Origin of the sequence: Mixta sp. BE291, assembly GCF_031457955.1 — a bacterium.
Classification (GTDB): domain Bacteria; phylum Pseudomonadota; class Gammaproteobacteria; order Enterobacterales; family Enterobacteriaceae; genus Mixta.
In genome coordinates this window covers 700,299-714,248 of the sequence record NZ_JAVDXN010000001.1, presented here as the reverse complement: position 1 = coordinate 714,248, position 13,950 = coordinate 700,299, and the positions used below count along the sequence as shown (strand labels likewise).

Sequence of the window (13,950 nt, the reverse complement as noted above, 5' to 3'; positions counted from 1 at the left end):
AAAAACCCGGAAAAGCACAGCGAATAAAACATTCAAAATAACTATTTTTGAACATTTAGTTTCAATAACTATGCGAAATTGCTGATTGATTTTATTGTCGATTATCTGCCAGGCTCAGTTAACCCTGTATAAGAGAGAATAAGTATGACGGCAGAACGCAGCGTTTTTTATATCTCTGACGGCACCGCGATCACCGCTGAGGTGTTGGGACATGCGGTGATGTCGCAGTTTCCGGTGGCGACCAACAGTTTTACCCTGCCCTTTGTGGAGAATGTGCAGCGTGCGCAGGCCGTTAAAGCACAGATCAACGCCATTTATCAACTAAGCAGTCTGCGTCCTCTGGTGTTTTTCTCTATTGTACTGCCTGACGTGCGCGATGTGATTTTGCAGAGCGACGGCTTTTGTCAGGATATTGTGCAGGCGCTGGTCGCACCGCTACAGCAGGAACTGGGCATGGCGCCCGCGCCTGTTGCCCACCGTACCCACGGCTTAACCGCCAGCAATTTGGGCAAATATGACGCGCGTATCGCCGCCATCGACTATACCCTCGCACATGATGACGGCATTTCGCTGCGCGGCCTCGATGAGGCGCAGGTGATTTTGCTGGGCGTTTCCCGCTGCGGTAAAACCCCGACCAGCCTTTATCTCGCCATGCAGTTTGGCGTACGGGCGGCAAACTATCCGTTTATTGCCGATGATATGGATAATCTGAAGCTGCCCCCGGCGCTGAAACCTTTTCAGCATAAGCTGTTTGGTTTGACGATCGATCCTGAACGGCTGGCGGCGATTCGTCAGGAGCGCGCCGAGAATACGCGTTATGCCTCAATGCGGCAGTGTCGGCTGGAGGTGGGCGAAGTTGAAGCGCTGTTTCGCTCGCACCAGATTCGCTATCTCAACAGTACTAATTATTCGGTTGAAGAGATCGCTACCAAAATTCTCGATATCATGGGGCTGGATCGTCGGATGTATTAAGCACAGGCCCGCTGTTTGTTATGCATCAGGTCACGCTTTACCCCTTTCAGGCGGTTGAATTTACTGCTGGTTGGTTTATTGTGATCGTCATCACTTCCCGGCGCTTCTGCCGTTGTGAAGACATTATTCTGAGATCTCAATGAACAAGACTGATGAACTGCGAACTGCTCGCATTGATACGCTGGTGACGCCCGCCGCGCTGGCGGAGAAGTACCCAATTAGCGAGGCTGTCGCTGAGAATGTTACCGCCGCCCGCCAGCGCATCGCACGCATTCTGGCAGGCGACGATCCGCGTCTGCTGGTGGTTATTGGCCCCTGCTCGCTGCATGATCCGCGCGCCGCGCTGGAGTATGCCGCTAAGCTTAAGGCGCTGCATGATAAGTATCACTCCCGCCTTGAAATTGTGATGCGCACCTATTTTGAAAAGCCCCGCACCGTTGTCGGCTGGAAAGGGCTGATTTCCGATCCCGATCTTGATGGCTCTTTTCGCGTGAATGAAGGGCTGGCTATCGCGCGTAAGCTGCTTTTGGATATCAACCGGTTGGGTCTGCCGACCGCGACAGAGTTTCTGGATATGGTGATCGGCCAGTTTATTGCTGATTTGGTGAGCTGGGGCGCTATCGGCGCACGCACCACCGAGAGCCAGATTCATCGTGAGATGGCTTCGGCGCTTTCCTGTCCGGTCGGCTTTAAAAACGGTACCGACGGCAATACCCGTATCGCTATTGATGCGATTCGGGCGGCGCGGGTGAGCCATATGTTTTTGTCACCGGATAAGCATGGTCAGATGACGATTTATCAGACCAGCGGTAATCCGTCTGGCCATATTATTATGCGCGGCGGGAAGGTGCCGAATTATCATCCGCAGGATATTGCTGAGGCGGCAGCCAATTTGCGTGAGTTTGCTTTGCCGGAGCAGTTGGTGGTGGATTTTAGCCATGGGAATTGCCTGAAGCAGCATCGCCGTCAGCGTGACGTGGCGGAGTCGGTTGCGCAGCAGATTCGTGACGGTTCACGTGCGATTGCAGGCGTGATGATTGAGAGTTTTTTGCAGGAAGGTAATCAGCCGGTGGTGAGCGGGCAACCTCTTACTTATGGCCAGTCAATTACCGATCCTTGCCTCGGCTGGGAAGATAGCGAGGCGGTGCTGGCGCAATTGGCGGACGCGGTGGATAGCCGTTTTTAGTTGCGGAGCGCGCGGGACAAGACAGTGCCTGCACAGGTAGACGGCGCAAAACGGTGCCTGTGTAGGTAAACGGCGCAAAACGGTGCCTGCGCAGAAAGTGCAGGCTGGGTAGATAGCGCAAAACGGTGCCTGCGCGGGGAGTGCAGGCCGATCGTAAAGACGCAAAATACGTCATCCCTGACAGCTCGACCCGCGCCGTCCATGGCGCGGGACGCTTTACTCTTCTGCCTGCACTCCCCACGCCTTACGTTCAGTGCATATTTGCGAGAGATTAACTGCGAGCTGCTGCCAGTTTGTACTCTTCTGCTTGTACTCCCCGCGCCTTACGTTCGGTGCAAATCAGCTGGAGCAGCTGACCTCGATTTTTTTGCCTTCGTCCGGCGGACGGCGGGTCAAATCGGCATAGTCCGGCGCATCGCTGAATGGGTTACATAACGCCTGATGCAAATGTTGCAGCATAGTGATGTCATTCCGTTCCGCGCCTTCAATTGCCTGCTGCGCCAGGTAGTTACGCAATATCACCGCCGGATTGGCGGCTTTCATCTGCTGTTCGCGATCGGTATCGCTGCGCCCATCTTTTAATAAACGCTGCTGATAACGCAGATACCATTGATCGAATGCTGCACGGTCGATAAATTCATCGCGCAGCGGCGAGCGGCTCTCCTGCTGCTGCGTTGCGCTGAGCATGCGGAAGGTGCGCGTATAGTCGCTGCCCTCCTGGCTCATCAGCGCCAGCAGCCCGGTTAATAGCTCGTTGTCCTCCGCCTGCGGCGTAAGAAAGCCCAGCTTCGCGCGCATTTTTTCGCCCCACGCCGCCATTAGCGCGGGTTCATACCGGCTCAGCGCCTGTTTGAGCTGCTCGGTGGTCATCAGATCCGACAGCGCATGCGCCAGTCGGTTAAGATTCCATAGCCCAATCATCGGCTGATTATCAAAAGCGTAACGTCCCTGATAATCGGAATGGTTGCAGATAAAGCCCGGCTGATAATCATCCAGAAAACCGTAGGGACCATAATCCAGCGTCAGACCCAGAACCGACATATTGTCGGTATTCATCACCCCGTGAGCGAAGCCCACGCTCTGCCAGGCGGCGATCAGGCGCGCGGTGCGCTCCACGACATCGCTAAACCATAACAGATAACGATCCGCCTCCGATTCCAGCTGCGGCCAGTGATGATGAATCAGGTAATCGGCCAGCTGCCGTACTTTCTCCGGCTCGCCATTATAGAAGAAATGTTCAAAATGACCGAAGCGCGCATGGCTCTCCGCAACGCGCAGCAGCATCGCGCCGCGCTCTTTGGTTTCCCGGTAAACCGGCTCATCGCTGGTCACAATGGTCAGCGCCCGGCTGGTGGGAATACCCAGATGATGCAGGGCTTCAGAGGCGAGGAATTCACGCACCGTTGAGCGCAGCACGGCGCGCCCATCGCCCATCCGTGAATAAGGCGTTAAACCGGCACCCTTTAAATGCCAGTCAAATTTTCTGCCGTCAGCGAGCTGCTGCTCGCCCAGCAGAATGCCGCGTCCGTCGCCCAGCTGTCCGGCCCAGACGCCGAACTGATGCCCGCTATAGACTTGCGCCAGCGGTTGCATACCTGGCAACAGCGTTTCGCCGCTCCAGACGCCAATTTTATCCTCGCGGAACCAGCTTTCATCCAGTTCCAGCTCACGCGCCAGCGCCTCGCTATGGTACAGCAGGCGGGGCTGTTTCAGCGGTGTCGGCTTCAGCGCGGTATAAAATCCGCTTAACTCGTTATGCCAGGTGTTATTAAACTCCATGCTGCCTCCGTTTGCCGCAGTAGAGTTTAAGTGTAACCCTGATGTGGAGAGGTAAACAAAAACCGCGTGGGTTTATTAGCCGTGAACGTCAGAAAAGCCGGATGGCGGCTCCATCAGCGTAGCCAGTTCGCTCTCAGGAACGGGGGGAAACAGCGCGCCCTGCATACCGGCAAAGGTAAACGGGGTAATCTGTTCCAGCATGGCGAGATCGTCAATGCCCGACGCGATAAACTGCTCACAGTGATCGCTAACCTGATGCACGATCGCCTGTAGCATGGCGTGATAAGAGGCGCGTTTTAGTGTCTGCTGCAAAAAATATTTATCCAGCCGAATACGGTTGAACAGGTTATCGTAAACCGCTTTTGCCGGTGCTTTGCCTGAGCCAAAATTATTCAGAGTTAATTTAAAATTATCGCTTAGTTGGCTTAATAACGGATGATCCTTTCCCGCTTTAAACGCAGGGAAGTTCTCATTAATCGCTAATTCCAGCGCCGGAAACGACCGCAGCTTACGCAGCAGAAATTCACTGGATAAAATGGTCTCAACCATCTCTTCATCGACGCTCAAAATTACCGCAACATTATTCTGCAGAAAAAAGTCATGATAATGCTCAATAACGCCGATCTGCTTTTGTAATGTTTGTAAGCGCTGTTCGCCGTTGAACTGAGATAACAGAATATCCTGCGGTACAACAACATTATGAGAAGTGTGTATAAAGCTGGATAGCAAATCTACGGCAAGTAATCGACCCTTTAAAGCATAAACAGGGTTGAAGGCTGTATGAATAAAATAATCAGCAAAAACTGTAGTTGTCATTTTTTTAGCCATAAAAAAGTGGCAATTCAGGCATCCTATACTAAGGAAAAACCACAATCAATAGCATCCTTAATGCCAGGTAACAGCCCCTTGCGCCTCTTTTTGTGCAGTAACTCACTGATAGTGCGATGTTTAACTCAAATTTACCTTTATGGCCGCTTATGTTTTCCTGCGCTGATCCACGCTAATAAATAAGATTTAATGATGATTCCCATGATGATAAGGAATATCTGACTTACCGCACAATTAAAAAGGCTGCTTATGTAAAGCCGAAACTTCATTCATTCCGGCATAACATTTCCGGCCTATCATTTCATATTTTAAAAGCTGATTAAATGAGCATTTTCTGAATCGATTGGTGCTTTTTCAGCAGGTTATTCTTAAATTCTTCGCGCCTGCCAAAATACTTTTCGCCAGTAATCGTTATCCAGCGAAGAGCGGATTACCCCTTTGCTGGTTGAGGCATGAATAAACTGTTTATCGCTGTCGTAAATGCCGACGTGCAGACCATTCTCACCGCGACCCGTTTTAAAAAAAACTAAATCACCGGGAAGTAACTCATCTTTATCAATGCGCGTGCCTATATCGGTTTGCGCGCGTGTGCTGCGCGGCAACTGTAAATTAAAGCGATCGCGAAACGTCAGATAAACAAAACCGGAACAGTCAACGCCGCTCCGGCTCAGGCCGCCGTAGCGATAAGGCGTACCGTGCCAGCGACTTAGCTGCTCGTTCAGTTCAGCAATAACGGTGATGGAATCAGAAAGACGTCCGTCAGGCGGTGGCGCATGATGACTACAGCCCACCAGCAATACACTAAGCAAAATTAACCCACCGATTCGCATAACCTGTGTCCTTTCTGTGTAAGCGCAGCCGGGCTAACTGTAGCGGTAAGCCTTCACGCTGGCAATCCTCTCAGCGCATCTCTTCAGCCACTAACCAGCTCTCACCTTCCGCCTGTAGCTTACGAAAAGCCAGGCCATAAAGCGCGCGTAGCGTCTCAGGCTGTAACACCGCCTCTGCCCGCCCCTGCTGTACCACTTTCCCCTGCTGCATCAGCCAGACATGACGTGCATGACGCAGGCTATGATTCAGGTCATGGCCGCTGGTGATAACCGCGCCGCCCGCACGGCAAAACGTTGTTAACTCGTTATCCAGCGCCTGCTGCTGCGCCACGTCCAGTCCGCTGTAAGGCTCGTCGAGTAGCAGCAGCGTTGCAGGCCGCGCGGCGCATGGCCATACCTGTAACAGCACCGCCATCAGCCTTACGCGCTGCCATTCGCCGCCGGAAAGCTGGGTCAACGGTCGCGTGAGTTTATCGCGCAGCTGAAAAGCATTGAGGAGTCGCGATAGCAGCGTATCCTGTGCCGGTTTTGCCGCCGTCAAATGCTGCTGTAAATAGTGGAATACCGCCATTTGCCCTGGCTGTTGCTGTTGCTGCGGGAGCCAGGCGCGTCGGCGCGCCAGCGATGCCCGTGACCACGCTTCCAGCGGCGTGCCGCTAAGACGCACGATGCCTTCGCCGGGCAGAAGCCCGGCCAGACGCGCCAGTAAGGAGCTTTTACCGGCACCGTTGGGGCCAAGCAGATGGATTAGCTCTCCGCTATTAACCTGAGCGTTAAAAGCCTGCAGGCGTCCGGCAACGGCCGCCTGCTCAACGGATAACAACATTATTTCGCCAGCGCGAGCTTAATGCTTTCCATTACGATCGGGTCTTCCGGGGTCATATCCGGCGCGAAACGCTGCACCACCTCACCGTTGCGGCCCACGAGGAACTTTTCAAAATTCCATAAAATATCGCCCTTCTCTTTTGGCCCCCGGCCTTTACTTGTCATACGCTCGTAGAAGCCGCTGTTTTCCGGCTCTACCGCTTCCGGGCATGCCGCGATCAGCTGCTGGTAAAGCGGATGACGTTCAGGCCCGTTTACCTCGATTTTGCTAAACATCGGGAAACTGACGCCATAATTGGTGCTGCAAAAGGCGGCGATCTCTTCGTTACTGCCTGGCTCCTGACCAAGAAACGCGTTGCACGGGAAGCCCAGCACATTAAAGCCAGATTTATTCCAGGCGCGCTGCAGATTCTCCAGCTCCTTATATTGCGGCGTCAGACCGCACTCAGAGGCGACGTTAACAATCAACAGCACATCGCCTTTCCATTGTTCCAGCGTGGTACGTTTGCCATCCAGCATAACCAGTTCAGTATCGTAAATGCTCATGCACGTTTCCTGTTTCAAGGTGTGATACAGCCCTTAGCGGCGCTGCGTGAGTAATAACCAAATAAACAGCGGCGCGCCCAGGGTGGCGGTAACCACGCCGATGGGCAACTCCGCTGCGGTAAGTACCAGTCTGGCAATGATATCGGCAGCAAGCAATACGGCGGCCCCTGCCAGGGCACTGGCGGGCAGCAGCATACGGTGATCGGTCAGCCCGTTCAGACGCAGCAAATGCGGTACCACCAGACCGATAAAGCCAATGGCGCCCGCCAGCGCGACGCTGACGCCCACCAGCCACCCCATCGCCACCACCAGCAGGTTACGCCACAGAAAAAGCGACAGACCGAGCTGGCGAGCGCTGACTTCGCCCAACGCCAGTAAATTCAGAATTTTCGCCTGCGCGCCCAGCCAGCCCAGCACCGGCAGCAAGGCCAACATCAGCCAGCGGTAGCGCCAGTCGATGCCGCTAAAGCCGCCCATCATCCAGTACATCAGCTGGCGCAGGTCGAGATTGTTACTGAAATAGACCACCCAGGTCATCGCCGCGCTACAGATAATTCCCAGCGCGACGCCCGCCAGCAGCAGGCGGCTATTGGAAAGATGACGCTTTGCAAAACGCAGCAGAATAAAGGTGACCAGCAGCGCACCGGCAATGGCTGCCAGACTAAACGCCCAAAAATCGCCATTGCCCAGCAGCACGCACAGCACTAGTCCGATGCCCGCGCCGTTTGATACTCCCAGCAGGCCTGGCTCCGCCAACGGATTTTCAAACAGCGCCTGCATTACGCAGCCCGCGACGGCCAGCGAGGCGCCGACCAGCAGCACGCTTAAGGTGCGCGGCAGCCGCAGTTGCCAGACAAACAGCTGGCCCTCTTCGCTCAGCCAGCGGTCAGGCGGGATCCATGTCTCTCCCGCGCACAGGCTTATCAACGTCATGCCCAGCAGAATAGCGCTCAGCCAGCCCAGCCAGCGATAAGCGCGGCGATCCGCCTGACGGGAGAGTTCAGTTAGCAGCGACATAGCCGTAGTTTTATAAGGAAAACAGAGATTTGATTGTAGTGGCTGAGGCAAAAAAAGAAAGGAATAAGAGAGGCCGGGCGCGCAGGCCCGGCGTAGCGCGCTTAGCCATGCGGCTGAAAATCAGGCCGATGGCCTGCCGCGCCATGGCTGTGACGATCCGCAGTCAGCTGAGGGTTGTTATGTTCTTCATGGTGCGCCGTGGGCCGATGCTGTTCGGGTTGCTGATGACGCGTTACCGGCTTTCTGCGTTCAGGTTGCTGATGCGCCTCAGGCCGATGGGGCTGCCAGCCGTTGCCGTTCCAGTAACCGCGCGGCCCTTGCTCGCCGATATGGCGGCCGCGATGCGCCTGCCACCATGTCGGGGCGCGCCAGTCATAGCCATCCCAGAAATATCCTCGATGATCGCGATCGCCAATATGGATCGTCACGCCAGCTGGCGTTAAATCAAACGAAACGGCGGCGCTGGCGACAACGGGCAGCGCGGTCAGAATGCTCAGCGCCAGGCATGGAAGTAATGTTTTCAATTTCATCGGGGTACCTCATCTGGTTTTCTCCCCTGTTTATACGCCTCAATTGCCCGCTGTCACTATCGTCCTGAGACGATTTTCACCTTATTTTCCTGCGGCTTACGCATTCCTTACATTGTGATGGCTTTATGGAAACCACAGCGTTCTGGCGCGGAAAAATGGCAATAAAAAAGGCCGCACGGGGCGGCCTTTTTGCTGCTGACAGATCAGCTGTTTTTCGGGGACGCGTTCTCGACGCGGCTTTTCAGCTTTTGTCCAGGGCGGAACGTCACGACACGACGTGCGGTGATAGGAATATCTTCACCGGTTTTCGGGTTACGTCCCGGCCGTTGATTTTTGTCGCGAAGATCAAAGTTGCCAAATCCAGACAGTTTGACCTGCTCGCCGTTTTCCAAAGCTCTTCTTACCTCTTCAAAAAACAGTTCAACCAGCTCTTTGGCATCCCGTTTACTCAGCCCAAGCTTTTCAAACAGGTATTCCGACATATCAGCTTTTGTAAGCGCCATAGGTTCAATCCCTCAAGGTTGCCTGGAATCGCTCTTTTAATGCCGCAACACAGTTGGCGACGGTTGCGGCAATCTCGTCTTCTTCGAGTGTCCGGCTGGTATCTTGCAAAATCAGGCTTATCGCGAGGCTCTTAAAACCTTCGTTTACGCCCTTACCACGGTACACGTCAAACAAGTTTACGCCAACTATCTGATTTGCGCCAACTTTCTTACACTCCGCAATGATATCTGCTGCGGGAACCGTTTCAGCTACCACAACGGCGATATCGCGACGGTTTGCCGGGAAGCGTGAAATCTCGCGCGCATCAGGCAGGACGCGGTCTGCAACCTTATTCCAAAGCAGTTCAAACACTAAGGTGCGGCCATTGAGGTCCAGCTTGCGTTCCAGTTCAGGATGAATCACACCGATAAATCCGATGCGCTCGCCCTGTAAATAGATCGCTGCGCTTTGACCCGGGTGCAGGGCCGGATTCGCTTCGGCACGGAATTCAATGGCATCCAGCTTGCCGGTCAGCTCCAGTACCGATTCCAAATCACCTTTTAAATCATAGAAGTCGACGGTCTGACGCGCCAGGTCCCAATGCTCTTCGAAGCGGTTACCGCTCAGTACGCCAGCCAGCATAACATCCTGACGAATACCTAAATCTGCTTGCGTATCCGGCACAAAGCGCAAACCGCTTTCAAACAGGCGCACGCGGCTCTGCTGACGGTTCTGGTTATACACTACCGCAGAGAGCAGACCGGTCCAGAGCGAAAGGCGCATCGCAGACATATCGCTGGAGATCGGGCTGGGCAGAATCAGCGCTTCCTGGCCTGGATGCAGCAGCGCCTGCACTTTAGGATCGACAAAGCTGTAGGTAATCGCTTCCTGATAGCCTTTATCCACCAGCAGATTTTTCACGCGCTTCAGCGACAGCGAAGCTTCGCGATGCTGCGTCATAACCAGCGAGGCTTTAACCGGCACATCGGGGATGTTGTTATAGCCGTAGACGCGCGCGACCTCTTCCACCAGATCTTCTTCAATCGCCATGTCAAAGCGCCAGCCTGGCGCTACCGCCCGCCACTCGCCTTCGCTCACGCTAACTTCACAACCCAGGCGCTGCAGAATATCGGTGACCTGCTCATCAGCAATGTGATGACCAATCAGACGATCCAGCTTCTCACGACGCAGGGTAATGGTAGCGCGAACCGGCAGCTGTTCCTGTACGCTGGTATCGACGACCGGGCCGGCTTCGCCGCCGCAGATATCAAGCAACAGACGCGTAGCACGCTCCATGGCCTGCTGCTGCAACGCTGGATCGACGCCGCGCTCATAACGATGAGAGGCATCGGTATGCAGACCGTGACGACGGGCACGACCGGTAATCGCCAGCGGAGCGAACCAGGCGCACTCCAGCAGCACGCTGCTGGTATCTTCATTCACGCCTGAATGCTCGCCGCCAAAGATGCCGCCCATGGCCAGCGGCTTATGATGATCGGCAATCACCAGCGTATCGCTGTTCAGCTTCACTTCGTTGCCGTCAAGCAGCGTCAACGCTTCATCCTGCTGCGCCATGCGCACCACGATGCCGCCGTCGATGCGATCCAGATCGAAGGCGTGCATCGGCTGACCCAGCTCCAGCAGCACGTAGTTGGTCACGTCTACCACCGGATCAATAGAGCGAATGCCGCAGCGACGCAGCTTCTCTTTCATCCACAGCGGCGTGGCCGCTTTAACATTGATATTTTTCACTACCCGGCTCAGGTAGCGCGGGCAGGCATCAGTGGCGTCTACGCGAATCGGCAGCGTATCGCTGATGGTTGCCGGTACTGCGGCCATCTCCGGCGCGTTCAGCGGCAACGCGTTCAGCACCGCTACGTCACGTGCGATGCCGATAATGCCAAAGCAGTCGGCACGGTTCGGCGTAATGCTGATTTCGATGCTGTTGTCGTTCAGCTGCAGATAATCACGGATATCGCTGCCAATCGGCGCATCCGCAGGCAGTTCAATAATGCCGTCGTGGTCATCGCTGATGCCCAGCTCGGAGAAGGAGCAGAGCATGCCTTCTGACGGCTCGCCACGCAGTTTCGCCGCTTTGATTTTAAAATCACCCGGCAGCACGGCACCGACGGTGGCAACGGCCACTTTCAGGCCCTGACGGCAGTTTGGCGCACCGCAGACGATATCCAGCAGACGATCGCCGCCGACGTTGACCTTGGTGACGCGCAGCTTATCGGCGTTGGGATGCTGACCGCATTCCACCACTTCGCCCACGACCACGCCGTGGAAAGCGCCTGCGACCGGTTCAATGCCATCGACTTCCAGACCTGCCATGGTGATTTGTTCCGCCAGGGCCGCGCTATCAAGAGCCGGATTTACCCATTCGCGTAACCAGAGTTCACTGAATTTCATTGGATAACCTGCCCTTATTTAAACTGTTTGAGGAAACGAAGATCGTTTTCGAAGAAAGCGCGCAGATCGGTCACGCCATAACGCAGCATGGTCAGACGCTCCATGCCCATGCCAAAGGCGAAGCCAGAGTAGATCTCCGGGTCGATGCCGACATTACGCAGCACGTTTGGGTGCACCATGCCACAGCCCAGCACTTCCAGCCATTTGCCGTTTTTGCCCATGACATCCACTTCCGCAGAAGGCTCAGTGAATGGGAAGTAGGAAGGACGGAAGCGGATCTGCAAATCTTCCTCAAAGAAGTTGCGCAGGAAATCGTGCAACGTGCCTTTCAGGTTGGTGAAGCTGATATCTTTATCGACAATCAGGCCTTCCATCTGATGGAACATCGGCGTATGCGTCTGATCGTAGTCGTTACGGTAAACGCGGCCCGGCGCGATAATGCGAATCGGTGGCTGCTGGTTTTTCATGGTGCGGATCTGCACGCCGGAGGTCTGGGTACGCAGCAGGCGCGTCGCATCAAACCAGAAGGTGTCGTGATCGGCGCGCGCCGGATGGTGGCCAGGAATGTTCAGCGCATCGAAGTTATGATAGTCGTCTTCGATTTCCGGGCCGGTCACCACAGCAAAACCCAGCTCGCCAAAAAAGTCTTCGATCCGATCGATGGTGCGGGTCACCGGATGCAGACCGCCATTTTCGACGCGGCGTCCTGGCAGGGAAACATCAATGGTTTCGGCGGCCAGACGCGCGTTAAGCGCAGCGGACTCCAGCGCATCTTTACGTGCGTTGAGCGCTTCCTGCACCTGCTGTTTGGCTTCGTTAATCACCGCTCCTGCTGCCGGACGCTCTTCGGCCGGCAATTCACGCAGGGTGGTCATCTGCAGGGTCAGATGCCCTTTTTTACCCAGATATTCGACGCGGACGTTATCTAACGCCGCAACATCCTGCGCATGTTCAATGGCTGCCCTGGCGTTGGCAACCAGCTCTGCGAGATGGGACATTGTTTCCTCTTCTTCCAGCCTAAGGCCGGGCTGTTTCAGGTGGGGACCAGAAGTCCATATTGGTTCGCGGAAAACAAAAAAGCCTCCACGAGGGAGGCTTTCAGTGCGATTTTTCGTTTCTTTTTTCGCGCACAAGCCCCCGGAACTCAGGTGCTAAAGTAAAAAAAGAAACGAAAAATAGCGTGCATGCTTGGGTTACCTTGTCGCTTGCGTTAAACGGCTCTATTGAAATGCCAGCAGGCGGAAAAGTCAATCTTTTGCTGCGGTTACATAAAATGAAAGAGGGAGCAAGCTCCCTCTTTCATCTGACTTACGCCAGAGCTGATTTCGCTTTTTCAACCAGTGCAGTGAATGCCACTTTGTCGAATACAGCGATGTCGGCCAGGATTTTACGGTCAATTTCAATGGACGCTTTTTTCAGGCCATTGATGAAACGGCTGTAAGAGATACCGTTCTGACGCGCTGCTGCGTTAATACGCGCAATCCACAGCTGACGGAACTGACGCTTACGCTGACGACGGTCGCGGTAAGCATACTGACCAGCTTTGATAACAGCCTGGAAGGCAACGCGGTATACACGTGAACGTGCACCGTAGTAGCCTTTAGCTTGTTTTAAGATTTTTTTGTGACGTGCGCGAGCAACTACACCACGTTTTACACGAGCCATTTAGCTCTCCTGTTCTATATTCTGATTGAAAAAATTAACTTATGCGTACGGCAGGCAGGCAATAACCAGACCCAGATCGCCTTTAGACACCATGGCTTTCGGGCGCAGGTGACGTTTACGCTTGGTTGATTTTTTGGTCAGGATATGACGCAGGTTCGCGTGCTTGTGCTTAAAGCCACCTTTACCGGTTTTTTTAAAGCGTTTAGCCGCGCCACGGACAGTTTTAATCTTAGGCATTTATAAAATATCCACTTCGCATTGTTAATAAAATGAACCAGACAGGCGAATAAAACCGCACAGCGCGAACGCTGCGCGGCATTATTACTTGAAAGCCTACTGTTTCTTCTTGGGTGCGAGCACCATGATCATCTGGCGGCCTTCAATCTTCGATGGGAAGGATTCAACCACTGCCAGTTCACTCAGATCTTCTTTCACGCGGTTAAGCACTTCCATACCGATCTGTTGGTGCGCCATCTCACGTCCACGAAAACGCAGGGTGATTTTGGCTTTGTCGCCTTCTTCCAGAAAACGAATCAGGTTGCGTAGTTTGACCTGATAGTCGCCTTCATCGGTACCAGGGCGGAATTTAATTTCCTTCACCTGGATAACTTTCTGCTTCTTCTTCTGTTCCTTAGAAGACTTACTCTTTTCATAGAGGAACTTGCCGTAATCCATTATACGACAAACCGGCGGTTCGGCGTTAGGGCTGATTTCAACTAAATCAACACCTGCTTCTTCAGCTTTTTCAATAGCTTCGCGTAAACTAACAATACCAAGCTGCTCGCCTTCGACGCCAGTCAGACGCACCTCGGTAGCACGGATTTCACCGTTAATACGATTGGGACGCGTCGGTTGAACTCGTTTTCCGCCTTTAATA

General features: G+C 54.1%; 15 protein-coding genes, 1 pseudogene and 1 other annotated feature. Of the genes and pseudogenes, 2 read left to right on the top strand and 14 right to left on the bottom strand.

Annotated features, from left to right (window positions below; translation table 11 throughout):
• Positions 1-144 precede the first annotated feature (144 nt).
• Entirely contained in the window at positions 145-972 is an 828-nt protein-coding gene (gene ppsR / locus J2X14_RS03440) for a posphoenolpyruvate synthetase regulatory kinase/phosphorylase PpsR (RefSeq protein ID WP_502889941.1), read from the top strand.
• A 139-nt stretch (positions 973-1,111) separates the two neighbouring features.
• Complete coding sequence (locus J2X14_RS03435) at positions 1,112-2,158, top strand: 3-deoxy-7-phosphoheptulonate synthase (protein WP_352409799.1); 1,047 nt, start codon at positions 1,112-1,114, stop codon at positions 2,156-2,158.
• Between the two features lie 339 nt (positions 2,159-2,497).
• On the opposite strand, the gene J2X14_RS03430 is transcribed toward J2X14_RS03435, so the two are convergent.
• The 14 genes and pseudogenes from J2X14_RS03430 to infC form a co-directional block, all read right to left on the bottom strand.
• Positions 2,498-3,937, bottom strand: a complete 1,440-nt coding sequence (locus J2X14_RS03430; protein ID WP_352409798.1) for a protein adenylyltransferase SelO — start codon at positions 3,935-3,937, stop codon at positions 2,498-2,500.
• 75 nt (positions 3,938-4,012) lie between these two features.
• On the bottom strand, positions 4,013-4,753 hold the full coding sequence (locus tag J2X14_RS03425) for an EAL domain-containing protein (RefSeq protein ID WP_352409797.1): 741 nt from the start codon (positions 4,751-4,753) through the stop codon (positions 4,013-4,015).
• A gap of 380 nt (positions 4,754-5,133) precedes the next feature.
• The gene (locus J2X14_RS03420; RefSeq protein ID WP_352409796.1) at positions 5,134-5,595 is read right to left on the bottom strand and encodes a C40 family peptidase; all 462 of its coding nucleotides are present in this window, start codon (positions 5,593-5,595) and stop codon (positions 5,134-5,136) included.
• 70 nt (positions 5,596-5,665) lie between these two features.
• Positions 5,666-6,421 (bottom strand): vitamin B12 ABC transporter ATP-binding protein BtuD, encoded by a 756-nt coding sequence (gene btuD / locus J2X14_RS03415; protein WP_352409795.1) that lies wholly within the window; start codon positions 6,419-6,421, stop codon positions 5,666-5,668.
• A complete protein-coding gene (locus J2X14_RS03410; protein ID WP_352409794.1) occupies positions 6,421-6,966 on the bottom strand; it encodes a glutathione peroxidase in 546 nt (181 codons plus the stop codon). The genes btuD and J2X14_RS03410 overlap by 1 nt, the downstream gene beginning before the upstream one ends.
• 33 nt (positions 6,967-6,999) lie before the next feature.
• A complete protein-coding gene (gene btuC, locus J2X14_RS03405; protein ID WP_352409793.1) occupies positions 7,000-7,983 on the bottom strand; it encodes a vitamin B12 ABC transporter permease BtuC in 984 nt (327 codons plus the stop codon).
• 101 nt (positions 7,984-8,084) lie between these two features.
• Positions 8,085-8,513, bottom strand: a complete 429-nt coding sequence (locus J2X14_RS03400) for a DUF2502 domain-containing protein (RefSeq protein ID WP_352409792.1) — start codon at positions 8,511-8,513, stop codon at positions 8,085-8,087.
• 203 nt (positions 8,514-8,716) lie between these two features.
• A complete protein-coding gene (ihfA, locus tag J2X14_RS03395) occupies positions 8,717-9,016 on the bottom strand; it encodes an integration host factor subunit alpha (RefSeq protein WP_038626354.1) in 300 nt (99 codons plus the stop codon).
• Between the two features lie 4 nt (positions 9,017-9,020).
• Positions 9,021-11,408: a phenylalanine--tRNA ligase subunit beta gene (pheT, locus tag J2X14_RS03390; RefSeq protein WP_352409791.1), complete on the bottom strand. Its 2,388-nt coding sequence runs from the start codon at positions 11,406-11,408 to the stop codon at positions 9,021-9,023.
• A gap of 14 nt (positions 11,409-11,422) precedes the next feature.
• Entirely contained in the window at positions 11,423-12,406 is a 984-nt protein-coding gene (gene pheS / locus J2X14_RS03385; protein WP_352409790.1) for a phenylalanine--tRNA ligase subunit alpha, read from the bottom strand.
• A 72-nt stretch (positions 12,407-12,478) separates the two neighbouring features.
• Positions 12,479-12,603, bottom strand: a sequence feature (Phe leader region).
• Positions 12,553-12,594, bottom strand: a pseudogene (pheM, locus tag J2X14_RS20990) (pheST operon leader peptide PheM). It overlaps the preceding feature by 42 nt.
• A 113-nt stretch (positions 12,604-12,716) precedes the next feature.
• Positions 12,717-13,073: a 50S ribosomal protein L20 gene (gene rplT, locus J2X14_RS03380; RefSeq protein WP_352409789.1), complete on the bottom strand. Its 357-nt coding sequence runs from the start codon at positions 13,071-13,073 to the stop codon at positions 12,717-12,719.
• Positions 13,074-13,112: 39 nt separating this feature from the next.
• Entirely contained in the window at positions 13,113-13,310 is a 198-nt protein-coding gene (rpmI, locus tag J2X14_RS03375; protein WP_038626362.1) for a 50S ribosomal protein L35, read from the bottom strand.
• Positions 13,311-13,406: 96 nt separating this feature from the next.
• Positions 13,407-13,949: a translation initiation factor IF-3 gene (gene infC, locus J2X14_RS03370; protein ID WP_038626364.1), complete on the bottom strand. Its 543-nt coding sequence runs from the start codon at positions 13,947-13,949 to the stop codon at positions 13,407-13,409.
• Position 13,950: the final 1 nt, after the last annotated feature.

What these genes read in the sequence shown, in the direction of transcription:
- ppsR (WP_502889941.1), top strand. Translation starts at nt 145, where the DNA reads ATGACGGCAGAACGCAGCGTTTTTTATATCTCTGACGGCACCGCGATC.
- J2X14_RS03435 (WP_352409799.1), top strand. Translation starts at nt 1,112, where the DNA reads ATGAACAAGACTGATGAACTGCGAACTGCTCGCATTGATACGCTGGTG.
- J2X14_RS03430 (WP_352409798.1), bottom strand. Translation starts at nt 3,937, where the DNA reads ATGGAGTTTAATAACACCTGGCATAACGAGTTAAGCGGATTTTATACC.
- J2X14_RS03425 (WP_352409797.1), bottom strand. Translation starts at nt 4,753, where the DNA reads ATGACAACTACAGTTTTTGCTGATTATTTTATTCATACAGCCTTCAAC.
- J2X14_RS03420 (WP_352409796.1), bottom strand. Translation starts at nt 5,595, where the DNA reads ATGCGAATCGGTGGGTTAATTTTGCTTAGTGTATTGCTGGTGGGCTGT.
- btuD (WP_352409795.1), bottom strand. Translation starts at nt 6,421, where the DNA reads ATGTTGTTATCCGTTGAGCAGGCGGCCGTTGCCGGACGCCTGCAGGCT.
- J2X14_RS03410 (WP_352409794.1), bottom strand. Translation starts at nt 6,966, where the DNA reads ATGAGCATTTACGATACTGAACTGGTTATGCTGGATGGCAAACGTACC.
- btuC (WP_352409793.1), bottom strand. Translation starts at nt 7,983, where the DNA reads ATGTCGCTGCTAACTGAACTCTCCCGTCAGGCGGATCGCCGCGCTTAT.
- J2X14_RS03400 (WP_352409792.1), bottom strand. Translation starts at nt 8,513, where the DNA reads ATGAAATTGAAAACATTACTTCCATGCCTGGCGCTGAGCATTCTGACC.
- ihfA (WP_038626354.1), bottom strand. Translation starts at nt 9,016, where the DNA reads ATGGCGCTTACAAAAGCTGATATGTCGGAATACCTGTTTGAAAAGCTT.
- pheT (WP_352409791.1), bottom strand. Translation starts at nt 11,408, where the DNA reads ATGAAATTCAGTGAACTCTGGTTACGCGAATGGGTAAATCCGGCTCTT.
- pheS (WP_352409790.1), bottom strand. Translation starts at nt 12,406, where the DNA reads ATGTCCCATCTCGCAGAGCTGGTTGCCAACGCCAGGGCAGCCATTGAA.
- rplT (WP_352409789.1), bottom strand. Translation starts at nt 13,073, where the DNA reads ATGGCTCGTGTAAAACGTGGTGTAGTTGCTCGCGCACGTCACAAAAAA.
- rpmI (WP_038626362.1), bottom strand. Translation starts at nt 13,310, where the DNA reads ATGCCTAAGATTAAAACTGTCCGTGGCGCGGCTAAACGCTTTAAAAAA.